The 24,703-nt window shown below is 54.1% G+C and carries 20 protein-coding genes and 1 pseudogene; 10 read left to right on the top strand and 11 right to left on the bottom strand.

All coding sequences use genetic code 11. The features are described from left to right. Nucleotides 1-1,038 precede the first annotated feature (1,038 nt). The 3 genes from RBB77_RS05350 to RBB77_RS05340 are packed head-to-tail and all read right to left on the bottom strand — an operon-like array spanning nucleotide 1,039 to nucleotide 4,056. Nucleotides 1,039-2,265: an HlyD family efflux transporter periplasmic adaptor subunit gene (locus RBB77_RS05350; RefSeq protein ID WP_353065311.1), complete on the bottom strand. Its 1,227-nt coding sequence runs from the start codon at nucleotides 2,263-2,265 to the stop codon at nucleotides 1,039-1,041. A 13-nt stretch (nucleotides 2,266-2,278) separates the two neighbouring features. Continuing rightward, entirely contained in the window at nucleotides 2,279-2,581 is a 303-nt protein-coding gene (locus RBB77_RS05345; RefSeq protein WP_353065309.1) for a YtcA family lipoprotein, read from the bottom strand. Next, nucleotides 2,578-4,056, bottom strand: coding sequence for a TolC family protein (locus tag RBB77_RS05340; RefSeq protein WP_353065307.1), 1,479 nt, complete (start codon nucleotides 4,054-4,056; stop codon nucleotides 2,578-2,580). The genes RBB77_RS05345 and RBB77_RS05340 overlap by 4 nt, the downstream gene beginning before the upstream one ends. A 726-nt stretch (nucleotides 4,057-4,782) precedes the next feature. On the opposite strand from RBB77_RS05340, the gene RBB77_RS05335 reads away from it, so the two are divergent. The 5 genes from RBB77_RS05335 (at nucleotide 4,783) to RBB77_RS05315 (ending at nucleotide 10,696) form a co-directional block, all read left to right on the top strand. Next, nucleotides 4,783-5,376, top strand: a complete 594-nt coding sequence (locus RBB77_RS05335; RefSeq protein ID WP_353065305.1) for a TetR/AcrR family transcriptional regulator — start codon at nucleotides 4,783-4,785, stop codon at nucleotides 5,374-5,376. 130 nt (nucleotides 5,377-5,506) lie between these two features. Next, a complete protein-coding gene (locus RBB77_RS05330; protein ID WP_353065303.1) occupies nucleotides 5,507-6,532 on the top strand; it encodes an alcohol dehydrogenase in 1,026 nt (341 codons plus the stop codon). Nucleotides 6,533-8,004: 1,472 nt separating this feature from the next. Continuing rightward, nucleotides 8,005-8,718 carry a gluconate 2-dehydrogenase subunit 3 family protein gene (locus tag RBB77_RS05325; protein WP_353065301.1) on the top strand — a complete coding sequence of 238 codons (714 nt, stop codon included), beginning with the start codon at nucleotides 8,005-8,007 and terminating at the stop codon, nucleotides 8,716-8,718. A 23-nt stretch (nucleotides 8,719-8,741) separates the two neighbouring features. After that, nucleotides 8,742-10,313: a GMC family oxidoreductase gene (locus tag RBB77_RS05320; RefSeq protein ID WP_353065299.1), complete on the top strand. Its 1,572-nt coding sequence runs from the start codon at nucleotides 8,742-8,744 to the stop codon at nucleotides 10,311-10,313. Nucleotides 10,314-10,507: 194 nt separating this feature from the next. Continuing rightward, entirely contained in the window at nucleotides 10,508-10,696 is a 189-nt protein-coding gene (locus RBB77_RS05315; protein ID WP_353065297.1) for a hypothetical protein, read from the top strand. Between the two features lie 35 nt (nucleotides 10,697-10,731). Here the strand turns inward: RBB77_RS05315 and RBB77_RS23695 are convergent, their stop codons facing one another. The 8 genes and pseudogenes from RBB77_RS23695 to RBB77_RS05280 form a co-directional block, all read right to left on the bottom strand. Beyond that, a complete protein-coding gene (locus RBB77_RS23695) occupies nucleotides 10,732-10,905 on the bottom strand; it encodes a hypothetical protein (RefSeq protein WP_434557102.1) in 174 nt (57 codons plus the stop codon). Then, nucleotides 10,875-11,411, bottom strand: coding sequence for a Fe2+-dependent dioxygenase (locus tag RBB77_RS05310; RefSeq protein WP_434557101.1), 537 nt, complete (start codon nucleotides 11,409-11,411; stop codon nucleotides 10,875-10,877). The genes RBB77_RS23695 and RBB77_RS05310 overlap by 31 nt, the downstream gene beginning before the upstream one ends. Nucleotides 11,412-11,705: 294 nt before the next feature. Beyond that, nucleotides 11,706-12,682, bottom strand: a pseudogene (locus RBB77_RS05305) (TonB-dependent receptor). Between the two features lie 71 nt (nucleotides 12,683-12,753). Further along, nucleotides 12,754-14,028: a TonB-dependent receptor plug domain-containing protein gene (locus RBB77_RS05300; protein WP_353065295.1), complete on the bottom strand. Its 1,275-nt coding sequence runs from the start codon at nucleotides 14,026-14,028 to the stop codon at nucleotides 12,754-12,756. A 471-nt stretch (nucleotides 14,029-14,499) separates the two neighbouring features. Further along, nucleotides 14,500-17,184, bottom strand: coding sequence for an ABC transporter permease (locus RBB77_RS05295; RefSeq protein ID WP_353065293.1), 2,685 nt, complete (start codon nucleotides 17,182-17,184; stop codon nucleotides 14,500-14,502). Next, entirely contained in the window at nucleotides 17,184-17,525 is a 342-nt protein-coding gene (locus RBB77_RS05290) for a PadR family transcriptional regulator (protein ID WP_353065291.1), read from the bottom strand. Before RBB77_RS05290 ends, RBB77_RS05295 begins: the two co-directional genes overlap by 1 nt. A 120-nt stretch (nucleotides 17,526-17,645) precedes the next feature. Further along, the gene (locus tag RBB77_RS05285) at nucleotides 17,646-17,792 is read right to left on the bottom strand and encodes a hypothetical protein (protein ID WP_353065290.1); all 147 of its coding nucleotides are present in this window, start codon (nucleotides 17,790-17,792) and stop codon (nucleotides 17,646-17,648) included. Nucleotides 17,793-18,389: 597 nt separating this feature from the next. After that, on the bottom strand, nucleotides 18,390-19,646 hold the full coding sequence (locus tag RBB77_RS05280) for a flippase (RefSeq protein ID WP_353065288.1): 1,257 nt from the start codon (nucleotides 19,644-19,646) through the stop codon (nucleotides 18,390-18,392). A gap of 296 nt (nucleotides 19,647-19,942) precedes the next feature. On the opposite strand from RBB77_RS05280, the gene RBB77_RS05275 reads away from it, so the two are divergent. From RBB77_RS05275 to RBB77_RS05255, 5 genes are all read left to right on the top strand, one after another. Beyond that, nucleotides 19,943-20,911, top strand: coding sequence for a glycosyltransferase family 2 protein (locus tag RBB77_RS05275; protein WP_353065286.1), 969 nt, complete (start codon nucleotides 19,943-19,945; stop codon nucleotides 20,909-20,911). 14 nt (nucleotides 20,912-20,925) lie between these two features. Continuing rightward, entirely contained in the window at nucleotides 20,926-21,534 is a 609-nt protein-coding gene (locus RBB77_RS05270; RefSeq protein ID WP_353065284.1) for an acyltransferase, read from the top strand. A 174-nt stretch (nucleotides 21,535-21,708) separates the two neighbouring features. Next, the gene (locus tag RBB77_RS05265) at nucleotides 21,709-22,587 is read left to right on the top strand and encodes a hypothetical protein (protein ID WP_353065282.1); all 879 of its coding nucleotides are present in this window, start codon (nucleotides 21,709-21,711) and stop codon (nucleotides 22,585-22,587) included. Between the two features lies 1 nt (nucleotide 22,588). Continuing rightward, nucleotides 22,589-23,512: an NAD-dependent epimerase/dehydratase family protein gene (locus RBB77_RS05260; protein WP_353065280.1), complete on the top strand. Its 924-nt coding sequence runs from the start codon at nucleotides 22,589-22,591 to the stop codon at nucleotides 23,510-23,512. Further along, complete coding sequence (locus RBB77_RS05255) at nucleotides 23,509-24,681, top strand: glycosyltransferase family 4 protein (protein ID WP_353065278.1); 1,173 nt, start codon at nucleotides 23,509-23,511, stop codon at nucleotides 24,679-24,681. Before RBB77_RS05260 ends, RBB77_RS05255 begins: the two co-directional genes overlap by 4 nt. Nucleotides 24,682-24,703: the final 22 nt, after the last annotated feature.

Genomic DNA, 24,703 nt, shown 5'->3' with positions numbered 1-24,703 from the left:
TTGGTTCCGCTGCAGGTAGGAGCCGGTGGACCGCAAGGTTTTCATCAGAAAAACTCTGAGCAATCAGATCCACTGTGCGTTCAATTTCTACCAATATTGGATTCACGGTGCGATTTGCCAGTGGTAGATCGATCCAGTTCGTAATGCTTTTGCATAAGAGGCAATACCGAATAGCAGATAGGTTCCGCGCAATCGCTAGACAACGCTCCCGGTCATCAATGGATAAGATTCGGTCGGATTCGGAGAGATTCGACCCGAGCTCTACCAGTTGTCTAGTGAGGGCGATCACAGTAGCGAGCAAATCGCGAAAGCCCGGTTCATAGGGAGAGTGCGCGAGTAACTCCGACAGATCGTCCATACCTTTGGCAGCAGAGCGACTGAGTTGGATCCTCAACGCCGAGGGAGGAAACTCTTCCGTTTGCGCTTGACTCAATAGTGTCTCAATCAAACCTAAGCGATGATTGATTCCGTCCAGAATTGCGTCAGGCGATTGCTTTTTCGCGAATAAGCTCTCAATCAGCGCAGTGATTGCACACGCTATCAGAATCGCAAGCAATGTGTAGAGCGTACGCTCAACGCGTACTTCCGTACGGACTGGCAAGTCCCATACTTGAATCGCAACCGCGATTGTAACGCTGGCGGTGAGGGACGGATTTATAAAGTTCAAGCTACTGATTGCAAAAAATGCAACGAAGAGAATTGCAATCACCCAGATCACATGAAGAAATGGAGAGCCGCTCGTCAGTACTCCTCCCAGAATTACTGCCGCAGTTGCGATTGAGCACGCCAAGCCAATGTTAAACGCGGATTTCCTCGCCGCCTTGGGACTTTCGCGCGAGATCAATATCGGGAAACCGGCGCCCAATGCCGCACCAGGAATCCGAAAGATGAACGCGAGCAACATCACACTCGTACACGCCAGTACGATTCTTCCCACCAGCGCAGTCCGCCCCGGATGCCACGCCAGCTCGGCGCGCAGCATCTCGACGGGCTTCCAGACTGGCGGTTTGTATTCCCCGTATATTGGCATGACTGACCTCAACCCTGACGATGGGGAGGTCGCATCACGACGATTGCGACCTGACCAACACGAAATATCCCCGGGGGCGGATCGACAATTTTGATGCGTACCGGATATCGCGACGCTAGACGCACCCAATTTAGTGTTCGCTGCACCTCCGGCAAACCCTCTGAAAGCTTTCCCACGACATCCGGGTCAGGAGTCACACCAAAGCTCGCGCTTTCGACAACGCCGCGATATTTTGTAGTTCTATCGGACATGATAAAGACGTCTACCAGCGTTCCGGGTTGAACATGTCCGATTTGCGTTTCTCTGAAATTCGCGAGCACCCACCAATTTCTATTGTCAATAAGGGTGAACAATTGCTTGCCCACCTTGGCGTATTCGCCTTCGGATATCGTGAGGTTTGTAACGCGGGCATCGAATGGCGCCAGCACGCTGCATTGCTCATAATTGTATTGAGCCAGCCGAACTGCCGAAGCGCGGCTCTCACGCTGCGCAAGCAAGGGTGCTAGAACCAGAACAGAGTGTGCCGATTCTTTGACCTGAGCCTGGCTTTGTGAAATCTCTGCGACGGCTTGCTGTTTTTGAGCGGAAGCAGAGAGCAAACTCGCTTTCGCCAATAGCAACTGAGACTGCGCCTGTTCCACCGCTGCCGCCTTCGCCTCGGATGTCGAGCGCGCCTTGTGAACATCGTCCTCCGTGACGAAGCCCTTGGCCAAAAGAGGCTGGATGCGATGAAAATTTGCTGTGGCGTAGTTTTCGTCAGCCTGCGCCTGTTTTAGCGCAGCTTCCGATCGCGCAACTGCAGCTTTCGCAATTTCAATTTCATCAGTCGCTCTTGTCTCGTTCGCCAGTGCGCTCTGCTCGCCCGCATGCGCCACGTCGATCCCGTTGACCTGGGATGAAATTCGACGGGATTCATTCTCGATCTCGCCCTCCAGTGCCGCCTGGGCAGCGAGTGCACTCTGCAAGGCATAGAGGTAAGGCCGATCATCAATTTTGTAGAGGAGAGTCCCCTTTTTGATGAATTCGTTGTCATGAATTGGCAACTCCATCACTGGGCCTTCAACCACGGGAGCGATGCCGATGAAGTTCGCTGTCACTTCCGCATCGTCAGTACGCGGATACAACACCACCTCGCGGACTACTAAACCTGCGGAGACAAGGGCACCCGCGACGATGCACGCGCTAATGATCGATCCTTTGCGCAATATCGCCGATTGTGAGTTCGTTATCTGCAAGATGTTTTCCTCTCTACCGGAACAAAATCAGCCATAGCGTGCAACTGAAAAGACAAAGGAGCGCCGAGTAGACAATTGGTAATGGCCAAAGTTGCTCCGTAAGTTTTTTCTTGGTGGCGTACACGTGAGCCAAAAACGTCAACGCAATCGCAATTGCGAGACATACAAGCCATGACGGAAAGTACGATCCCAGGATGTTGAACTCTGGTGATCCCGAGCACCCGACAGTTGCCAGCAAGAGCGGGCTGATTGCAAAGCTTATCCAGCTCTGACGTTTGTTCGTCGGGCGCCAAAGATGCTGGTGATTAGGGCTCATGGATTGTTACCCTTCGGATGATTTGCCAGCAGATCCCCTGTCCGGAAGTCAAGATCGGTGAAGGTCCTGAGCACTTGGGTGCGAGCCGTAACGTCGATAGCGCGGGCCTGTGCCAAGGCATCTTCCGCCGCCAGCACATCAAGGAAATTGCGGACACCTTCTTTGTACGACTCCAACGCCGCTGAATAGGACTCCTGAGCAGCAGTTAGTAAGGCCGTCGCCGCCTGCCTTTGTTGCAGGGCTGTCGCCGCATTTGAGTAGGATGTCCACACTTGATTTGTAATTTCGTCCTGACGGTTGTGAACCTCATCAGTCGCTACCTTCTCTTCTGCCTTCGCCTCCGCTATCCGATTCTCCCGAAGGAGTCCGTCAAATACCGTCCATTTCAACTCGAGCGTGGCGTCATAGACGGGGGCCTGGGCATAGAAGCCGGGCGATCCTTGTTGCTCTCCGAAGGCACGAAGCCAGCCTTTTGAACCTTCAAATGTTAGCGATGGGTAGTAAGCCGAGGTAGCATGCTTCACCTCAGCATGCGCGGCGCTTACGTGCGCTTCGTCAGCTTGCAGGTCGGGCCGAGCCGTGAACGCCATTTCTACGGCGTGTTGAACTGATTGGTCCAGCTTGTCTGGAATTCTCAGCTGATCCAGCGCTTCCACTTTCAGTGGTTTCAGTGGGCTGGCGGTAATTGCCGTGGCCAGATCTCCGATTTCCACTTGCTCAGCCCCAAGCGCACTCTGCAATTGGTAGTTTGCTCTTGCGGTCGCGGCCTTAGCCTCCAGCACTTCCGGCACTGTAGCGAGTCCGTTATTACGTCGTTCTTGGGCCGCGGCCTCTGACGTCTTGGCGTCGTTGAGGGAGACCTCCGCCGCTTCCCGCAGCCCTTTCGCTTCGAGCAAACCGAAATACGATTGACTGACTTGCCGGATAAGGACCAGATGTTCATTGTTGAATGAAAGGTTTGTAGCAACGAGCCGCGCTTGAGCCGCCGTAATCTCTGTTCGACGCGCACCGAAGTCCACGAGGGTATAGGCCAGATGAACAGCGGTATCGAAGTAGCCGATGTCCTGTACAGCCCAGGTCATACTGTAGAGCTGTGCGTTGACATAGGTTCTTCCAGCCGCTATCGCAATAATTGTCGGATACAGTTCGCTCTTCGCAATCCCAACGGTAGCGGCTGTCACCTTGGCTCGATTCCACGCCGCTTGTGTCGCGGGACTGTTCGACTCAGCAATGTCGATTAGTTCACCCAGACTGTAGACGTGGGCATCATCCAATGCCGCTTCATGAACAGGAACTGCAGTTGAGTGGCGCTCCAACGTGTGATGGTCGGGAAGCCACGGCTGATTCGGCGTAGTCGGAGGCTTTTGACCGAATGCACCAATCGACAGAAACGATATCATCGTCACTGTAGCCGCGAGCAGCTTTAAGACGGTTGCGCCCGGCTGAGTGTCTTTGGCTTGATAACCCGATCTCATATCGAGAAACTTTCCATCATTCGCTCGCCCCACGGCTTGTACAAGTTCGCTATGCCTGGTGCTCCATCGAGATGCCTGCTAGGACCGCACATGCAACCCCTTACTAAACGAAGAGTACCACCCTACAACCCTGAGGCTAAGGACCGCTGTCCGCGATCCGCGTGGGCAGGTCCACCGTTCTTGCCCGAACATATCGAATGGCGTCACGCAACTCCTTTTCTCGTGCAATGAGCAATTTGAATGCGGGGCTTTATTGATCAGGAATCGACTAATGCGAGTGGTTCAGATCCAAACACACACAGCTGCGATTAAGCCAGAAGAAGGAACTAGGATGTATTGGACGAAGGTATTGATCGATACCTTATTAACAGACCGCAGGAGCAAATAGTGGGCCAGGAATCTATGGAGCGACATGCCTTCCTGCAACTGCAGGGTCCGGCATTCATCAGGAACACTACGCGCTTTTCAAATGGATTACAACGCTGCCGGAGCCCCCGCCCGCATCGAACGTCCACTGTTTGAGCGGGGCGCTGATGCCAGAGCGGCTGCTCATCAGCAGCGTCGGGACCGTCACGTGCTCTGGAACTCGGGGCAGACACTTCCTCAATGATACCAGCTCAATTGACCAGATAGTCAGTTATCCGTATAGTTCATACGGAAACAAACATGAAATCCATCAAACCTATCGTAAAAGTGCCCCCTCGTACCCAAAAACGAGACAGAGACGTGACCATACCAGCCATTCTGGCAGCAGCCGAGATTGAGTTTGCCGCAAATGGTTTTGCCGCAGCGCGCACTGAGAGTATTGCGGCGCGGGCAAATGTAGTAAAGGGTCTGATCTTTCACTATTTCAAGAGCAAAGAAGGGCTCTATGAGGCGGTTCTGGTGCAGGCCTACCAGCCAGTCAGCGAAGCGCTCGATGAGTCTCTCGATCAAAACCTCAGCGCCACGGACGCTTTGCTGACCTTTGTCGAGAGATTGCTCGCCACATGGACGGAGCACCCCTTGTCGCCCGTTATCTTTATCTTGGAGAGCATTCAAGGCGGGGGTGAGCACGTCCGCAAGTTGGGAATGCCTTCGCTCTATAGCCAGGTCGAAGTCTTGCTGAAGAACGGGATTGCGTCGGGAGAGTTCAGGCAAATGGACCCCGGACATGGCGCCATCAACATCATTGGCCTGTGCGGCTTCTATTTTTGTGCTGCTAACAACATCTCTCATATTCCAGGCAGAAGCCGTAATTCCTTGAGCAAACAGTCGTTGGCCAGACACACCGCAGAAGTGATCGCATTTGTGAAAAAAGCCACCGCCCCGACCCGCTAAAAATGTGGGTCTTTGTCGACGTTAAAGCATCTTTATTATTGACTGACTGAATAGTCAATTAGCAATCATAAGAAGACCGCCACGATTTTACGAACCCTGAAAATCGGACAAACAAGAAATAGGAGAATCTATGACAGCCACAGTAGCAACAATGAAAGCCGCCCAGGCTACCGCGGCTGGAGCTAGACTCACGATCGTTGAGTTGCCGATCCCCGAGCCAGGCCCAGGACAGGTGCGAATCAAAGTTCAGGCGTGTGGTGTGTGCTACAGCGACTCAATCGTCGTCGAAGGCCGTCGGCCAGGAATCGCCTATCCGCGCGTTCCGGGGCATGAAGTGGCCGGCGTAGTGGATGCGCTCGGGACCGGAGTGACTGAATGGCGAACAGGTCAGCGTGTTGGCGTTGGCTGGCATGGCGGCCATTGCGGCACCTGCCCCGAGTGTCGGCGGGGAGATTTTAGAAACTGCCGCAATGAGAAGAATCCCGGTCTCAGTTATGACGGCGGCTATCAGGAGTATATGTTGGCGCCGGTCGAAGCATTGGTTTCAATCCCGGACAGTCTCGACGATGTCGAAGCGGCGCCGTTGCTTTGCGCTGGAGTTGCCACCTTCGACTCCCTGCGGCATGCGGGCGCACTGCCAGGCGACCTTGTCGCGGTGCAGGGGATCGGTGGACTCGGCCACCTCGGAATTCAATTTGCCAACAAGTTTGGCTACAAGGTGGCTGCAATCGGGCGCGGCTCTCAAATCGAATCGTTGGCAATGAAACTCGGTGCCGATGTGTATATCGACAGCAAAGTGAAGAACGCTGCCGAGGAACTACAAAAGCTGGGCGGTGCGAAAGTCATTGTCGCGACAGCACCAGACTCCAAGGCAATGACCGAACTGATTGGAGGTTTGGGTCCGAACGGCAAGCTTCTGCTGATCGGCGTAACCTCCGATCCGATGGAGGTGTCTCCGGTTCAAATCATCAGGGGTAGCAAGACAATTGAAGGGTGGGGAGGGGTAACGCCGGCAGATTCGGATGACACACTCCGCTTCGCCGAACTACGCGGTGTCCGCGCCATGGTCGAAACCTATCCTCTGGAGAAGGCCGCTGAAGCCTATGACCGCATGATGAGCGGTGACGCAGAGTTTCGCGTTGTGCTGACGATGTGATTGCGGCCTCTTGCGACGAAGAGAGGCCGCATCTAAGAATAGATAATTCTGCTCATTCACACACGCGCGTTGAACAGATCAATCGCCCAGTCACTACGAGGAGGCGCCTGCAGCGAGTAAAGGAAGAGTCGATAAAATTCAACGATTTCCCCGGGGATTCTGCGGAATGACTCCGCTCGAATCTTTGCACTTGCTGCGTTCATCCAAACAGACGTGGTAATTGTGGAGATGAGATAGCGTGGCTGCTTTTTGCGGATGCTGTGGATCAGAGATCACTTTGAAAGCCGAGGCGTGCCCTGTATGTGGCACTCCTAAACACGGAATGGCACAACCTAATTTACTGCTTACATTAGATGAAAGCACGGAATCGCCTCAAGAGGACATCAGGACTAGTCCCAAGCTGAGTAGGTGGCTAACTCGGAAGCGGGGGTGAATGAGCATCAAGTCGTTTAAGTCTCCTGATTTGAACTCACCTTGCAACTCGTACTTCCAAAGAACGTGTCACAGAGCAGCATTTCAAGATCTTCCAAAGAGTGGTACATATGTCTTCAATCGCAAACATCCTCTATCCAGCGGATTTCTCGCACTCCTGCGTTTCGATGGCTACTTACGTGAAGAGAGCAGCGGCATTGCTTGGCGCGAGGATTTCACTCATTCATACTGCCGATCCCGGCGGCTGCAACGGCTTGCAACTTTTACGTGAGACGGATCACCGAGGTTTTAGAGGAGCATCTGAGCATTTGCCGGGAGAGCTTCAATTTTTTCCTGACGGGAGAGTTCCCGATGGCGGAGTGTCCCAGAATTCTGATTTCGCAGGATGCAGCGACCGAGATCGCTCGAGTCGCGAGAGAAGATAGATTCGATCTCATCATCATGCCCACACGGCAAATTCCGGGAGATGCTGCTTGGCTCAACAACTGCCAAGGTGATTAACGATGCGGACTATCCGGTATTTGACGAGCCGGCATGCTGAGACAATCGCTCCCAGGTCTTTGGAGCTTCGTTATGCCAGCCAAATGGCGGTACAAACGCACAGCAATCTCTCGATTATTCAGGCGGTCCAAGCCAGAGATACGGACCTGACGATTCATCTCGACTTGCGAAAGAGATCCATTCTGCCGATTCGCAGGAGGCGAGACGGCGCATCGCAGAGCTTCAGCAGATGGTTGGTACGGATGTTCCGGTGCGTGTTCAAGTCGCCTCAGTTAAAGAGGCGCTCCTTGCTGCTGCTCTGGAGTCTGATGCCGACGTGCTCACCTGATGCTCGCGAATGTCGCTTGTTCTGTTCTTCAGGACGAGCGGAGATTGCGCGCATTCGGATTTTAGTGATCAACGCTTCTGAATTCGCCTTCGATTGTTGGAACCCTTCCCTGTCGGGTTAATACCGTTGTGCATATCGGCAACCCGTCGCTGCTCGCGTTGGACGATTGAAGTGGGTGGCGTGTAATCTTTCTCCAGCAGAAGGAGAGTCTATGTTGCGTCGTGACTTTGTGCGCGCTGTCGTGTCGGTAGGACTACTACCAAAGGCACTCCTTGCCCAGCAGACAGCAAGTCCCGCCCCGCCTCCGCCGGCTCCCGTGCCATGGACACTGGGACTAAATCCTAAGACGCCTTTGCCTGTTACTGAAGCGGCCGAGGGTATTGCGGAGACAGAGGCGAGTTTTTTTACCTCGACCCAACTTGCGACGTTTACGCGACTCTGCGATTTACTGCTGCCATCGCTCGATGGCAAGCCAAGCGCGCTCCAGGCAGGGACACCCTTGTTCCTCGACTTTCTGATCGGCAGTTCGCCCGCGGCGCGCAAGAAGGTATATAGCGGCGGTCTGGATTGGCTCGACGCAGAAGCAAAGACCAAATATAAGCTGCCGTTCGCTCAGTTAAACGCAACTCAGGCAGATGCGGTCGTCAAGCCCTGGCTGCGCACCTGGATGACGGATCATCCCCCGAACGAACAGCACGCTGACTTCATCAACATTGCGCACGAAGACATCCGAATTGCGACGATGAACTCGAAGGCCTGGGACGATGCCGGCGTGGCCGCTGGGCAGGACCGGGTAACGGGCGGACTCTACTGGTCTCCGATCGAGCCGGACATGGCAGGCCTGGGCGCGACCTCCACGCATCTACCACCGCACGTGATGGCTGTTCCTAAGGCCCCACATACCATCCCATCCTACCCACGCTAGAAGTGAGCGACTCCCCACAGATAATGACAGAGACAACCTACGATGTACTGATTATTGGGTCGGGCCATGCCGGTGGAATGGCTGCGAAGATTTTGACCGAAAAGGGCATCCACTGCCTGATGTTAAACGCGGGCCCGGTAGCCGATGTAGCCAGAGACGCGCAACGCAAACCGGCGTACGAGCTTCCCTATCGCGGCTTCAAACCACCAGGGCGTCTCGAGCACGTCTTCCAGGCCAGCGAGTTCAACGCAAACGTTTGGGTGGATGAGGAGGAGGTTCCGTATACCTTCGATCCTTCCACTCCGTATAACTGGGTGCGGGTCCGTCTGTTCGGAGGCCGATCGCTGTTCTGGTCGCGGCAGTCGTTCCGTTTGAGCGACTACGAGTTCAAAGGTAAATCGCATGATGGGTTCGGCGAAGACTGGCCCATCAGCCTCTCGGATCTGGCGCCTTATTATTCACGAGTGGAAGAGATCTTCCAGGTGGAGGGCGCGCAGGACGGTCCGCCGCAGATGCCGAATGGTAACTTCGTTCCCGTCAACGAGGTGTGGTCGGAGTCGATGCGGCGGTTTATCACGGCTTCACAGCCATACAACATGGCAGTCTGCAAGCAGCGCCGCGCGCTGGGCCGCGATGGCCTGGCGAGTTCGGTGAATCTTCTGCTGCCGGATGCGGAGCGAACCGGCAAGTTGACTTCAATTGCCAATGCAGTGGTGCGACAGATTACGGTCGATAAGAACACCGGCCAGCCGGATGGATGCCTCTTCGTCGATCGGCTGTCCCGGCGAGAGATGCATGTGAAGGCCCGCGTGGTGGTATTGGCCGCGGGGACGCTTGAGAGCACGCGCCTACTGTTGAACTCCAACCTCGGCAACTCGAGCGGCATGATAGGTCACTATCTGATGGACCAGATCTACGGGCCAGGGGTCACCTGCTCAGTGCCTGAGGCGCGCAATGGTAACGCAACAGAACAGTTGATGGGTGGCGGGGCAATTGTGCCGCGCTTTCGGAACATTACGACGAAGTATGACAAGTTCCTGCGCGGCTACGCGTTGAATGTAACCAGCCGCATGGGTGCGATCGAACCGCGAAATTTTGCGGCATATGGCGCGGAGTTGCAGCAGAAGTTGCACGAATACAACGGGAGCGCCTTCCACGTCACCGTGATGGGAGAGGTGCTCGGGCGCTACGAAAACCACGTCCGCATCGACAAGGAGAAGGTGGACGCATGGAATATTCCTGTGCTTAACATCCAGACCAGGTATACCGACAACGAATTCAATATGGCGAAAGACGCCGTGGAAGTTGGTTGTGCTGTGGCGGACGCGGCTGGATTCGAAGGGCTCTCGAAGAATGATGTTCCCAATCCTCCGGGCTATAGTATTCATGAAGTCGGAACTTGCCGTATGGGCGATGATCCCAAGAAGAGTGTGCTAAATAAGTGGTGCCAGAGCCACGATCATAAGAATCTGTTCGTTGTCGATGGAGCGAGCTTTGTGAGTGCCGGTTGGCAAAATCCAACGATGACCATCCTGGCGCTCTCGATGCGCGCTTCCGAATATCTCGCCGGCGAGATGAGCAAACAAAATGTCTGACAGGGACACGTTGATAAAGATTTCCCGCAGAGAAGCGGTAATTTGTAAGAATAAAAATGCGCTGACGCGGCCAACCAAATTTAGAGCAGTGATGATCCCCTAACAGGAGTTGTCCGCAGAACGGGTTATCGGCACACATAACCGGGCAAAGATCGAGAGTACGTGCGGTCAAGTGTCCGATCTTGGGGCGTTGGGTGGAGAATGACGGGGTCGCGCCAGCTTTAAAGCTGATGGATACGGTCACCCAGGCGAGGGTGACGAAGACCTTCTCCATCGATATTCCGGGCGCAATAGAAGCGAGCCAAGCGTGGGTTGGGCTCACGGCCGGCCCTGGAAGGCTGTCCGCGGTGCAGAGCATCCTGGGATGGAACTGTTCGTACTAAGAATCCTTTGATCGAAGCAAGCGTCTGACATGCTCTTACATCTCCGCCCAGCGCCGCAGCAGGTTGTGATATACCCCAGTCAACTGGATTCCAGCAGTATTTTCGGGAGCCTCTTTAGCCAGCCGCTGGATTGTTGTATCCAGGTCGTACAGTAAGGTGCGATCCGCATCGTTGCGAATTATGCTTTGTATCCAGAAGAATGAAGCCACCCGTGCGCCCGCGTAACCGGATTCACTCGATGCAGACTTGTCGCCGGATACAACACCATCTGCCCAGCCGGTAGCTTCACACTATGCATTCCATAGGTATCTTCGACCAATAGTTCTCCGCCTTCATACTCCTCAGGGGCCGATAGAAATAGAGTCGCGGAGACGTCTGTTCTAATCCTCTGTCCCGTGTTGGAGTTGGCACGGATCGCAGTATCCACATGCGTTCCGAAGTGTCCGCCCCCTGTGTAACGATTGAACATCGGTGGAAATACACGCAACGGCAGTGCAGCCGTCATAAACAACGGTGACCGCGCTAGTGCTGCCAGCACCATCTCTCCCAGCTTCACCGCCACCGGATGTCCCTCGGGCAATTGAAGATTCTCTTTTACGCTTTGGGCTTGGCAGCCAGCGGTGACCTTGCCGTCCACCCATTGCGCCGGATCGAGCAGTGCACGTGATTCTGCAACTTCAACCACACTTAGAACATCTGCAATCGTAATCAACATTAAAGTACTCCTAAGGTTACAAATAAGATTTGCCCGGTCGAAACGCCGGGAAAATCGCTAAACGTCCTTTGTTAGAACCGGAAGTTCATACCGATCAGTGCGCTCGCACCAGCTCCCGGAACCAGGTGGCTCGGATGCGGCAGATCGATGTAGTAGCGGTTTAGCACGTTATATACGTTTGCCTGCAGTTCCAGTCTGTCTGTCAGGGTCGTTTGACCATCGCGTTGAACACCCAATAACCCGGTACCTGTTTCATCGCCACACTCGTCACGACGAAGCCTGGTCCGTTTGGATTCACGGCGTATCCTGTCGGTACATAGGGTACGGTCGAACTCGCTGTTCTGCTTGCCACATAATTCCCCCCAGACCTGCATTTAGCCGCCAGGCCAACCGGTGTGTCACGAAGAGATTGAATGTCTGCTTGGGCACATTAGCCAGCTGATATCCCACCGACGCGGGAAAGAACTTCGAAAAGATGACGTCACTATCCAGGTATGCGTAGCCCGAAACTACGTCCATTCCCTGCGGCAAGCGTCCCACTACGCTGAATTGGACTCCTTTCACGAACTGGTTTCCAGCCGCCACGATGTTGTTAGAGTTCGTCGGGTCGGTCTCTCGTGCATTATCTTTCTCTGTGCGGAACCACGATCCTTCCAGAAGCAGGCGCTCGTTTCATAGGATTCATTCTCTTCGGGTGCGGCTGAGCCATTTGCCAATCCGATGCTCAAACTCAAAGATTCTGCCGCCGGGTTGAAGCTAGTTCCATAGTCGAAGTACACGCTGCCATGGCTCGAAGGCTTGAAGACCAGGGCTGCTCGATAGGTCGGTTGCTCATCTATTCTGCTGATCGGAGCGACTGGAGCGGTTACGGTCCCTCCCGCCGGCGGAGTCGGCTGGTAGAGGTTGTATCCAGTATCGAAGCGGTCCCAACGCACGCCGCCGCTTAGTTCAAACAGTCTGCCCAGCTTCAAGGTGTCCACGAAGTAGAGCCCAACGCTCTCGACTTGGTGTGAACGATCGAAGTGATATAACCCGTCCCAGCCGAATGGCTGATCTACATTCGGGTCCAACAGATTCGCCGAGGGCACCGTGTTGATCTTACTAATTGTGTAACTGGTTCTGATCGGATTTGAAATCTCCTGGCCACCTTCGACTCCGGCTGCAGGTGCGTGCCTCACGCCGAAGGTTTTGAATCTAGCCACTATCTCAGTCTGATCCCAGAGATCACCCTCCACACTCTTTACCTGGATCTGGTTCCGGTTCGCGACCATGGTGCTGGGATCAGTCCCGGCTGTATACGCACAGGGGAGCGCAGTATTTACAGCAGAGGTCGGCAGGTTAGCTACGATGCCGCCACCCGCACACTTGCCGGGGCATTCGAGCAGATCTGCGGTTCGGTAATCTGCGCGCTACGAGGATAATTTGCCGCTCGGGCGAGCGTACGCAGATTCACTTCCGGCGAGAACTCGTGATCGGCTCTCAGCGTCATAATATCGTCGTTTGTCTTCAGATAGTTCTCTTCGGGAAATCCGTAGTAATTATGACGGATCGATCCTGACGCTACCGAATTGTTAAACCATGGCAGTCCGTAGTCCGGAGTGTCGTTCTCGGTGAGGTGCAAATAACTCAGGGTCGCGTGGGTTTTGGTATCCAGGCCGATCGAGACTGACGGAGCTATCCCAAAGCGCCTTATCTCCGCATTCGGACGGCCTGCAACGCCTCCTTCCTGCGCCATTATGTTCGTCCGGAAGGCTGTTCCACCCACTACATCATCCACAGGCTCATTGACGTCTGCTGTGATCCTTCGCGTCAATTCTGTGCCGAACTGAGCCTGTACATTCACAAACTGCCTCATCTCCGGGACCTTGCTCTCCTGGCTGATGACTCCGCCTGTCGACCCGCGACCGAACTGGATTCCTGCCGGTCCCTCAAGTGCGTCAACCTGTTCGTAATTAAACGAGTCGCGGTAGTAGCTTCCGAAGTCCCGTATACCATCCAGGAAGATGTCGTTGCGCGCCGTGAAGCCTCGGATTGTCAGATTGTCACCCTGTGCTCCTGCTTCACCAGCCGCTAAGCTGATTCCTGGAACGTTTCGCAGCGCATCCCGCAGCGTGGACACTCCTTGATCTTGCAATACAAACTGGGGAACAACATCGATACTTTGCGGGGTGTCGAGCAGCGGCTCTGTAAACTTCGCCATCGAAACTGAGTCAATCGCCAGAGCCTCCACGGACACAGTGTCCTTCGCCTGCACCCCGACTACCATTGTTGTTGCGTCTTCCACGCGATAGTTTAGCCCTGTGCCATCGAGCAGCTGACGCAAAGCCTCATCCTCACGGTAGAGCCCGGTTACCCCATTAGAGTTGAATCCGGCAACAGTTCCAGACGGCAGCACTATATTTACTGTCAGACCAGTCGTCTTCTCGTAGGCCTTGAGGGCCGCATCCAGTGGGCCTGCCGGGATGTCGAAGCGTTTGAGAGGAAGCGTTGCATCCCCGCCGGAGGCTCCCGTTAGCGCCGTCTCCTTCACGGCTGCCAAAGTCTGTCTACCGCTACCCACCACGGCGTACGCTGCCAGAGTGCCTGCAGCAAGCCATCCTCGTGTCCCCCGGAACATCGCCCCGCCGCTCGCCTTTTTATTCCTCGCCTATGACTTCAGACCGTTGCGGGTATGCTTTGTCCACTTCATAATCTCTCCTTGCTTTCATGTCTTTTTCCGGCCTTCCGAAGCACAACACCTGTGCCTGCGGCCTGCGTCATCGCGCCAAAAGGCACACGGAAACCCGAAGCCCACCGGGCGGTTAGCCAGCGGCAGAGCTGCGTGATCTACGAACATCGGTCAAAATGAGTTTGGAATCAGCGAGACGCGCGCCTCAGATTCAATGGCTTGGAACGACCACGCGCTAATCTCGAGCCGGGCATTTACAATGCAGACACCTGCAGTCCTTACCGGCTGTAGCCCCAGACTCTCGCGAACTTGTTCGCGAATTCAATCAAGTGCTAACCGGTGTCCCAGGAATTAGGCGCGATCAGTAGCGCCCGGGGCTTTCTGGCGGTTGCTCATAGTGTCCAGTGGAAGATGTCATAGTTACTCTGTACGCAGCGCTTTCATCGGATCTATGCGTGTTGCCCGTCGCGCCGGAAGATAGCATGAGGATAGAGCGACTGCCATCATCAACGCAGTCACCCCAATGAACGTCCATGGATCATAGGCCCGCACGCCATAGACCAACGACGAGCCAGCGATTGCTTGACTTAGAACCAGCGCAGCTAACAACCCACAGCCGGCACCGATCAACGCAAGCCTGCTGCCACGCCTTAGCACCCACCTGAGCACCTCTCCACGGTTCGCGCCCAACGCCATCCGTATCCCTATGTCGCGGGCGCGTTGCCCCACGATATAAGAGATGACGCCATACATTCCAATGCTGGCTAGAACTAGTGCGGTGCAGGCAAACACGGCCAGCAGTATCATGGCAAAACGCCGAGACGAGAGCGTCTCCGAGACAACGTCATCCATCGCCTCGGGGTTATAGACTACTTGCTCGTGATTCATTTTAGTTACCGAACTCTCGATACTCTTGAAGCTCGGCACAGCTCCAGACTTTGAACGAGCGAGCGCGTCCATGCCAAAGGCGACCAGACTCAACTGTTGCTCCGGCAACTGCATCAGAGATTGATAAGTCTCAGCGCGCAACGGATTAACCGCGTCATTATCAAGCCCCCATTGGTTCACATGCCCGACGACACCTATGACCATCGCTGCATCGTCAAACTGGTCCAGATGGATACGTTTGCCAATCGGGTCAGCATCGCCGAAGAACTTCTTAGCAAATACTTCATCGGTCACAATCACTCGCGGCGCGTGGTCATCATCGGTCTCCGACAGGAATCTTCCCTTGAGCAGTGGAATGCCCATGACTCGCAGATAGTCTGCTCCGACCAGATAGCGTATCGACGATCGCATAGCATTTTGGTTGCCGGGCTTAGGTTCTCCGTCGAGCCAGAATGATTGCTCGTCGTCTGACATCATCGGCAGGGCGGCCCATGAAAAGCAGACCGCATCAATATCGGGAGCCATCGCGATTTTTCGTTGCGCCTCGCGTAGATAGGCTCTGATCGCATCGGGGCCTGCGCCACTCATCGCCGGAGGCGCTTCCAGACCGAACGTCAGTACACCTTTTGAGTGGAAACCCGGATCAACGTTCGATAGCTTGACCATGCTTCGAATCATCAACCCCGCACCGATCAACAAGACCAGTGCCAAAGCCATCTGAAAGACGACCAACGAATCCTGCGTGCGATTGTTCGCACTGCCGATGCTACGGCCTCCCGATCTCAGGGTGCTCTGGACATCTCGCTTGAACATTTTCAGTGCGGGAGCAAAGCCGAAGAAGATTCCTGACGCAAGCGAGATGAGGGTGGTGAAGCAAAGTACTAACGAGTCGATATGAATCCCAGTCGCTCGCGGCAGGTCCGGCGGCAACATCTTGACGATGATGCGCGTTCCCAACGCAGCCAACGTTAGGCCTAATACGCCACCGAGCACAGACAGAGTCAGACTTTCAGTCAGCAACTGCCGCAGCAAACGAGCACGACTGGCTCCCAAAGCTGACCGCACTGCAAACTCCTGCGTGCGGGCATTCGCCCTCGCCAGTAGCAAATTCGCAACATTGATACACGCAATCAGAAGCACAAAGCCGACTGCACCCATCAGCACCAACAGAAGTGGACGGGCATCGCGCACCAACGATTCCTTGAACGGCACGAGCCTGGCGTGAATTCCTTGATCATCTGCCGGGAACGTCGTCTCAAGATTTCGAGAGACTCTTTCCATATCTGCCTGTGCCTGCTTGAGCGTCACTCCAGGCCGGAGTCGGGCGATACCGTGAATCCCCAACCCCGCGCTACGATCATTTAGAGCGGGATTTTGAAATTGACCAATTGGCACATAAATATCACTCGCGCGAAAGTTGCTGATCGCAAGATTGAAGGTCGCAGGCAGCACGCCGACGACCGTGTAGTCGTGTCCATCGAGCGTGAGAGGCTTTCCGATTACATCGGGTCGCGCTCCGAATTTCCGCTTCCAGAACCCCGAGCTGATCATCGCTACGGGCTCCTCGCCAATCTCATCCTCATGGGAGGCGAATAACCGCCCCTCTACAGGCTTCACCCCAAGGAGAGGAAAAAAATCCGAAGAAACGAGTTCTCCTCGCACCTCTTCCGAAGCCCCTGTTCCAGTCAGGATGTATCCAGTGCCTCGCGAGACGGCGAGCGCAGCCAGAGCCTTGTTATCCCGCTGCCAATCGCGAAAATTCAGATAGGAGATTGAGCCTTCATTGAAGTTCTGCTTAGCCGCATGAACTGTTATTAGCTCCTCCGCATGAGGATAAGGAAGCGGGTTCAGAAGAACTGCATTGAGGACAGAAAACAGAGCGGTATTTGCACCGATGCCAAGCCCTAGCGTGAGCACGGCCACAACAGTAAATCCTCGACTCTTCAGTAGCATTCGGAGTCCGAACCGAACGTCCTGACACAACGTCTCCAGGCCAGGAAGCCCCTGTCGCTCGCGATAGGCCTCTCTGGTTTGTTCCAGACCGCCGAGGTGAATCAACGCATGTCGTCGCGCCTCAGCTTCGGGCATCCCCGAACGGACGTTGTCTTCAATATGCATCAGGAGATGACTTTCAAGTTCCTCGTCCAGCTCCATAGCTTCTCGTTTGTTGCCGAAAGTTCCGCAGATCCGAATCCAAAGCGCACGCAAGCTTCGCATCAAGCCTCCTGCCTGGGAGCGAAAAAGCGCGCGAGGATCGCAGTCGTCTGCTCCCAATCCTGGGTTTCTCTCTCCAACTGCTTCTTGCCGAAGCGACTCAGCTTGTAGAACTTTGCCCGTCGGTTATTCTCCGATACGCCCCATTCAGAGACTATGGCTCCCTCCTGCTCCAACTTCAGCAGTGCAGGATAGAGAGTTCCATAGTTCAACGACAAAAGATCGCCGCTCGTTTGCTCTATACGCCGGGCGATGCCATAGCCATGAAGCGATCCCATTGATTCCAGAGTCTTAAGTGCCATCAACGCCAAGGTGCCTTGCCAAATGTCCGTCTTACTGCCCACGCCGCTCTCCTATTGCCATCCAATACATACTCACATAGCTACGTATGGGATCGCAATAGGTATTTTAGATATTGATCCCATATTGAAACCCCAGGGCGTATTAAACACGAGCTTTGGACCCTATCTTTCTCGAACAATCCAAGAGGGTTTGATTGCCGGGAAGTCGATTTCAGGTAGTCGGGCAAGTGCAGACCGTTCGCGACCAACTACATCTTTGCTCGCCGGCTCGTTCTCGATGGTCAGATGATCAAGATTCGCAATGATCATGGTCTCTCGTTCACACCCGTTCCCACGAACGCATGCAGCCGTTCCGCGGTCCAACTCTTAGGCGCTTCAGTACTAACCCTATCTTTATTGGCCTGTAGCGGCGGTAGCAGCTCGGGTCCAAACCCGCCGCCGTCAAACCAGATCACAGTATCTCTGCTTAACCCGCCTCCTTCATCTCTCAACGTCAGCACCAGTATGGGTCTGATAGCTTCCGTGACGAATGACAGCAGCAATGCCGGAGTAACATGGAGGGCCACATGCAGAAGCGCTTGTTGAAGCCGACTGGCCTTACTTCAGTCGACTTCTCTGCGGGCGGAGGTTTCGGTTACAACCCTATCGACAGCAACAAGAGTATTGGCCATCGAAGTCTCACATAAATATCCCGGATACGAAGACAATGCGACAGTTCGGTGACTTATATGACGCGCAATCGCCCATTTGTCCAACGACATCCATGAGTGCGAGGACGGAGCGGACGCCTTGAAAAAGCTTATTCGGAATTTCAACCGATCTTGTATTCCCGGATAACAATTGGTGCGCAAATGCTCTTTGCCCTATGGGTTCAATCTTCGGAGTGGAGCGCAGCGACAGCCGAGGTTAGGCCCAGAATCGTCCCGGAATGAAGGATTTCATCTGCATATAAAAGATCGGTCTTGTCCGAGCGCTGAAGACATTAGCGAATACCCCCGAGATCGCATATGAAACGACTGTAGCGATTGCGGCTCCCATGGCAGAATATTTCGGTATCAAATAGAGGTTCATCAGCACATTGATCACGGCACCCGCGACGGTTCGATAAAGCGAGAGCGTTAAAAGGTTCTTGGTTATATCCCAAGGGGACTGCGCGACCCCAAGGAAGACAAAGACGGAAGCCCAGATGTGCACCATCAATACTGGAGCAGCTCCGCTGAAGTCGTTTGAATACAGAGTTCGGATGATCACGTGCGAGGCGAGTGCGACGATGGAGCCAATGGCGCAGGCTAAAAGAGTCATCAGCGAGAACAACTTGCGAAGCCGGCTATGTAGAAGCTCCGGGTCATCCTTTGCTTTCATAATGGCAGGCGATACGGAGGACGCGATGGCCATAGGAACGAAATACCAGACCTCCGATACCTTAGTAGCCGCGGAATATAGGCCGACCGCAAAGTCACCCTGCATCAGCTTTAGCATCACCATGTCCAAACGCATATATACCATGATGGCCATTCCCGAAAAGAGCGCCGGCCAGCTTTGCTGAAGCAACTGCACCGCTCTCTTTTTGCTGCTTTTCCAAGAGATCATCCTGCCGCCCGACAGCTGATAGCCGAGCACCAGACCGGCAGCTCCGAGCGCAAACTCCCCGGTATTGGCCGCGGCAAACGTCCAAAGGGGCGCTTTAATGTTGATCAGCGAAACACGGATGACAGCGAAGACTAAGAAGGCACCGTTCTTCGCCCACACTGTGAACTTCGAGCGCACCTGCGACTGAAAGAGATAGTCGATGGCGTCGAACGCCTGAAAGATCAACGTCAGAGAGATAATGCTCACCAAAATCAGAGCTTCCCTGTCGTGGGGTTGAATCAACCTTAGAGTAGCAATAGACAGACATACTGCTATCAGACTACCGGCGCTCCGGAGCGCGAGCGAAGTCCCGAGAATCTCGTGGGTATCCTCAGGATGGTGCAGAAGTTCGCGGATAACAATGCCGTCCAGCCCAAGCGTCGTCATCGTCGCGAATAGAGCGACGAACGCCAACGCGAAGTTCAGGCTGCCAAACTGCACCGGGCCTAGATACCGTGCGACCCACACCCCGACGAACAGGCCCGTACCCATGCGGACGACGCGGTCGACCATCAACCAGCCCAGGTTTCCCACAATCTTGCGGAGGCCGGGCCCAATCTTGTCTAACTCTCCTGCTATCAGTATCCCAAGCGCTGACTGCTTCAAAGTTCCGTTCCTTTGCCTAACCTGCAGATGGAAGGGACAACTGCAGATCTTCGATTCTCCCTGTGCGACGACGCTCTTGCCTTAGACACGGCTTCCTCATCCAAAGATCCCTCCGATCGTCGCAACGGCCTGCCATGTCCAATCTGTAGACTATAGCAAGCGGTAACGGACAAGGAGGCTCGCCTGATCCGGCATCATTCGGTTCAGGCAGGTAGATCACATTCATGCAGACAGAGGCATTGCAAACGCCCGTGGCGTTGTTCGTTTTCAAGAGGCCCGAGACCACACGCCGCGTGTTTGAGGTAATCTCCAAGGTCCAGCCTGCAAAGTTGCTGCTCGTCGCAGATGGACCGCGACGAGATCATGACGGCGAAGCTGAAGCGTGCCAGGAGGTGCGTGACATCGTTACCCGGATCGACTGGCCGTGCGACGTCTCCACGAACTTCGCCACGAGCAACCTGGGCTGCCAAGAAAGGGTAATCAGCGGATTGGATTGGGTCTTTAGCTTGGTCGAAGAGGCCATTATTTTGGAGGACGACTGTCTACCAGACTCGTCCTTTTTCCCGTTTTGCCAGGAATTGCTTGAAAGATACCGCGGAGATAGCAGAATCTCGTCGATAGCGGGGACCAACTTAACGCAGAGATACGTGAACACCAAGTCCAGCTATTATTTCTCGGAGCTTGGCGGCATTTGGGGATGGGCAACATGGAGAGCGGAATGGCAAAAATATGACAGACACCTCACGGACTGGCCGAAGCTGAAGAACGAAAAAATGCTATCTGAAATTTTTGATCATCCGAAGGCCGTCGCCTACTGGACAGCGATCTTTGATGCCGTGCACATAAACCAAGCCCCGACCACGTGGGATTATCAATGGCTGTATACGCGTCTCAAAAATAATGCCTTGACGGTTGTTCCTCGGAGCAATCTAATCGCGAACATCGGCTTTGGATGTGATGCAACGAACACTTCTGTCGCGGACGCGAGGTTCACTCCCCCTTTGACTACGATGAAGTTTCCGCTTCAGCACCCTTCCAGTTTCGTTCCTTCACGAAGCATCGATGTGCGCCTCCAAGGTCTATTTACAACGTCGCTTGCACATCGAATTCCACGAAAGCTACGCCGGATCTCTACGAGGTTGTTCAAAGATCGATCACTGAGAGAAATACCGGCCATTACGAACAACGACTAAACGAAAGAGCGTAGATGAGCACTCTTTTTAAGTTAGCTCACAAGGTTTATGGGGCATTCTCTCGGCTAATAGAGAAAGCGGAATTTCTTCACAAAAAAGAGAGTTGCATTCTTGAACAGGGCGCACATTTATACCCCTCAAGCCGGATCGAGAACAATCAAGCGAAAAGGGAGTCCATAGTGATCGCCGCTCACTCTCAGATATTGGGGCAACTTCTCGTGCTCGGCCACGGTGGAACAATCAAAATTGGGGAGTCCTGTTTTGTTGGAGAAAATTCCAGAATCTGGTCTGCGGAGTCAATCGCGATCGGGAACAGGGTGCTAATCTCCCACAATGTAAACATCCATGACCACAATGCTCATTCGTTATCCGCCGAAAGGCGAAGTCTGCATATCAAGAAGATTTTCTCAACAGGCCATCCTACCCACCTCGAAGATGTTGCTTCTGCCCCCATCGTGATCGAAGACGACGCTTGGATCGGTTTCAACTCCTCAATTCTCAAGGGAGTGAGAATTGGCCGGGGCGCTATAGTGGGAGCAGCAACCGTCGTGACAAAAGACGTTCCCGCCTATGCGATTGTCGCCGGTAATCCGGCAAAAATAATCGGCAATGCGACCCCCTGATTGTCATCAAGTAGTTCAACAAGCTATCGGCCACTTTCGGAAGCAGAGGAATAAGGCGCTCCGGTACAATCGTAAGTGACTTCCGCTCGACGATTCCGAAGTAATCTAGATTTTTCGTTACGGCCGGAGATCATCCTGAGCGCTTCTTTAGATTTATAAATGAAGGTATATTGAATGTTTTTTTCCGCTTTGAAATCCTTCACGGGGCGCCTTCGCTCCATTGAAGACCGCAACAAAAAGATACAGGAAGCGCTGGGAAGGATCGAGACGAGGCAACTACAGGATCTCCCAGTCCGGGACATTCAGGGAGCCGAATTCAGGACATATTCTCAGTGGGGTGAAGATGGCATCTTGCAGCATCTTCTGCGACACATCGCAGTCTCGAGGAAGGTTTTTGTCGAGTTCGGGGTAGAGAATTACACGGAATCGAACACGCGTTTTCTACTGACCAACCACAACTGGGCCGGATTAGTGATAGACGGGAGCGCCAAGCACGTTGATTACATAAAGAGCGACGACATCTATTGGCGTTTCAATCTCAAAGCAGAAAACTCATTCATCACTAAAGACAACATCAACAGTCTTATTCGCCGTAACGGTATTGAAGGTCCGATCGGGCTGTTGTCAGTCGACCTTGATGGCAATGACTACTGGGTCTGGGAAGCCATCGATGTCGTCACCCCGAGCGTGGTGGTATTGGAATATAACTCGCGCTTCGGTCCCGAGAGATCCGTGACCGTACCATACGATCCTAGTTTTGTAAGAACCACCGCACACCCTTCAAACATCTACTATGGCGCGTCGCTCACCGCCCTATGCTCGCTGAGCAAGCGCAAGGGATATTCATTCGTTGGGTGTAATACGGCTGGCAACAATGCCTTCTTCGTGCGGAGTGAGTTGAAACCGCCAAACCTTCGAGAGCTTATACCAATGGAGGGCTTTGTGAGGTCCCAATTCCGTGAGTCTCGTGATCCCGACGGCACGATTGTTGCCCTTAGCGACTCAGAGGAGCTTGCTATTATCGATCAACTCCCGTTAGTCGAGGTGTCCTGAGATGGGCGAGCACAAAGTGCTCGTTACCGGGGCGAACGGATTCCTCGGCCGCCATGTGGCTCGCTTCTTCGCGCGGAACGGTCACACTGTGGTCGGGATGGGTCATGGTAGTTGGTCGCCGGATGAGTGGAGATCATGGGGACTAAGCGAGTGGAGACGCGCCGACGTGAGTCTCGCCACCCTTAAGGAGTACTCCGAAGTTCCATCGGCAATCATTCATTGTGCCGGCGGCGGATCTGTCGCCTTTTCCATTGAGGACCCAATCGCTGACTTCGTGCGTACAGTAGAAACAACCGCACACGTGCTTGAATATATCCGCACAGTTGCACCCTCGTGTCGCATAGTCTATCCCTCCAGCGCAAGCGTCTACGGCACAGTGGACCGGCTTCCCATTACGGAAGACTGCCGCACGGCCCCCATCTCCCAGTATGGCGTGCATAAGCTGATGGCCGAACTGATGGTCGCCTCCTATGCTCGTCAGTTTGGAACCTCTGCAACCATTGTGCGGCTCTTCTCTGTCTATGGCTGCGGTCTGCAAAAACAGTTGTTGTGGGATGCATGCCGCAAGTTCAGTAAGAACGACGCTACTTTCATGGGCACAGGAGATGAATTGCGAGACTGGTTGCACGTGGAGGATGCTGCCGAGCTGATGTTTGCTGCAGTAGAAAACGCCTCGATCGAATGTCCTGTCGTCAACGGAGCGAGTGGCGAAGGGACCACCGTGCGGGAGATCCTCATCCACCTCATCAGTAGCCTCTCCCGAACAGATACAAAGCTGACTTTCACTGGTACGCAGCGAAGTGGCGATCCGAGCCGTTACGTAGCGGACATCGAGAACGCGAAGCGATGGGGTTGGAGTCCCAAGCGCCGATGGAGAGAAGGCGTCGAGGAATATGCGACGTGGTGGAGAAATACTTCACTGTGAACACCGGAAAAAACATTCGGGTTGCCTTCCTGCTTCTTCCCGGTCACTGGCTCGGCGGCAAGAACTATCTGAGAAATCTGTTCACCGCCATCCGCAGCGTACCTGGCAGTACGGTCACCCCCGTGATCTTCACTGGCGAGCGGCAAGCCGGCGAGTTGTCTAACTTCCCCGGCATGGAAGTAGTGACGGACCCGATGTTCGATCCCAGAACTCCATCTTGGTTCGCCCGCAGAGTCGCAATGAAGTCCATCTCCCAGGATCTTCTCTTGCGAAGACTTCTCCGAAGACACAAAATCTCTGTCCTCTCACACTCGTTTCACCTAGGCCGGCAAGATGAGATCAAAACCATCGGTTGGATTCCTGATTTTCAGCACATCCATCTTCCGGAGTTCTTCACACAGGAAGAGCGTGCCCATCGCAGTCGCGAGTTCATGAACATCTGCAGAAACTCTGACACGTTGGTCGTGAGCAGTGAATGCGCCCGTAACGACCTCGTGTCCTTTGCCCCGCAATACGCTCACAAAGCACAATTGCTTCGATTTGTCGCCAGTCCGATGCCTTTGGCCGATGCCGCGAGCCTGCCGGACCTGATGCAGCTCTACGACTTCACTGGACCTTATTTTTTGCTGCCCAATCAATTCTGGGCCCACAAAAATCACCGCATCGTCATCAAGGCTTTGCAAAAGCTGAAACTGCAAAACAGAAAGATTCAGGTTCTCGCCACAGGTTCATCGAAGGACTACCGTAACCCGTCCTTTTTTCCCTCGCTGATGCAGTATGCAGCCGATTCCGAGGTGCTAGACAGTTTTCGCGTCCTTGGCGAAATTCCCTTCAACCACCTTTCTGGCCTGATGCAACATGCGACAGCCTTTCTCAATCCCTCACTGTTCGAAGGATGGAGTACTAGTGTCGAGGAGGGGAAGTCGATGGGAAAGCAGATCGTTCTTTCTGACATTCCCGTGCATAGAGAACAGGCGCCGAAGCGGGGGATCTTTTTTAACCCGGAAGATTCGGATGGCTTGGCTGAAGCGATGGCTACCGCGTTTGACGGATTTGACGGACACCAAGACGCCGCGATGCAGGAGAGAGCCCTCGCTGACTTTCCATTGCGGCAACGAGAGTTCGGCGAGGTCTATCAAGCGATTGTGAGGAAGACGGTAGTGGTCTAATTGACCACGCTGACGGCCTCTA

This window comes from Tunturibacter psychrotolerans (assembly GCF_040359615.1).
Lineage (GTDB): Bacteria > Acidobacteriota > Terriglobia > Terriglobales > Acidobacteriaceae > Edaphobacter > Edaphobacter psychrotolerans.
The sequence above is the reverse complement of the archived record's forward strand: the minus strand, read 5'-3'. Positions and strand labels throughout refer to the sequence as shown.

What these genes read in the sequence shown, in the direction of transcription:
- RBB77_RS05345 (WP_353065309.1), bottom strand. Translation starts at nt 2,581, where the DNA reads ATGAGCCCTAATCACCAGCATCTTTGGCGCCCGACGAACAAACGTCAG.
- RBB77_RS05340 (WP_353065307.1), bottom strand. Translation starts at nt 4,056, where the DNA reads ATGAGATCGGGTTATCAAGCCAAAGACACTCAGCCGGGCGCAACCGTC.
- RBB77_RS05330 (WP_353065303.1), top strand. Translation starts at nt 5,507, where the DNA reads ATGACAGCCACAGTAGCAACAATGAAAGCCGCCCAGGCTACCGCGGCT.
- RBB77_RS05325 (WP_353065301.1), top strand. Translation starts at nt 8,005, where the DNA reads ATGTTGCGTCGTGACTTTGTGCGCGCTGTCGTGTCGGTAGGACTACTA.
- RBB77_RS05320 (WP_353065299.1), top strand. Translation starts at nt 8,742, where the DNA reads ATGACAGAGACAACCTACGATGTACTGATTATTGGGTCGGGCCATGCC.
- RBB77_RS05310 (WP_434557101.1), bottom strand. Translation starts at nt 11,411, where the DNA reads ATGTTGATTACGATTGCAGATGTTCTAAGTGTGGTTGAAGTTGCAGAA.
- RBB77_RS05300 (WP_353065295.1), bottom strand. Translation starts at nt 14,028, where the DNA reads ATGTTCCGGGGGACACGAGGATGGCTTGCTGCAGGCACTCTGGCAGCG.
- RBB77_RS05295 (WP_353065293.1), bottom strand. Translation starts at nt 17,184, where the DNA reads ATGCGAAGCTTGCGTGCGCTTTGGATTCGGATCTGCGGAACTTTCGGC.
- RBB77_RS05285 (WP_353065290.1), bottom strand. Translation starts at nt 17,792, where the DNA reads ATGATCATTGCGAATCTTGATCATCTGACCATCGAGAACGAGCCGGCG.
- RBB77_RS05275 (WP_353065286.1), top strand. Translation starts at nt 19,943, where the DNA reads ATGCAGACAGAGGCATTGCAAACGCCCGTGGCGTTGTTCGTTTTCAAG.
- RBB77_RS05270 (WP_353065284.1), top strand. Translation starts at nt 20,926, where the DNA reads ATGAGCACTCTTTTTAAGTTAGCTCACAAGGTTTATGGGGCATTCTCT.
- RBB77_RS05265 (WP_353065282.1), top strand. Translation starts at nt 21,709, where the DNA reads ATGTTTTTTTCCGCTTTGAAATCCTTCACGGGGCGCCTTCGCTCCATT.
- RBB77_RS05260 (WP_353065280.1), top strand. Translation starts at nt 22,589, where the DNA reads ATGGGCGAGCACAAAGTGCTCGTTACCGGGGCGAACGGATTCCTCGGC.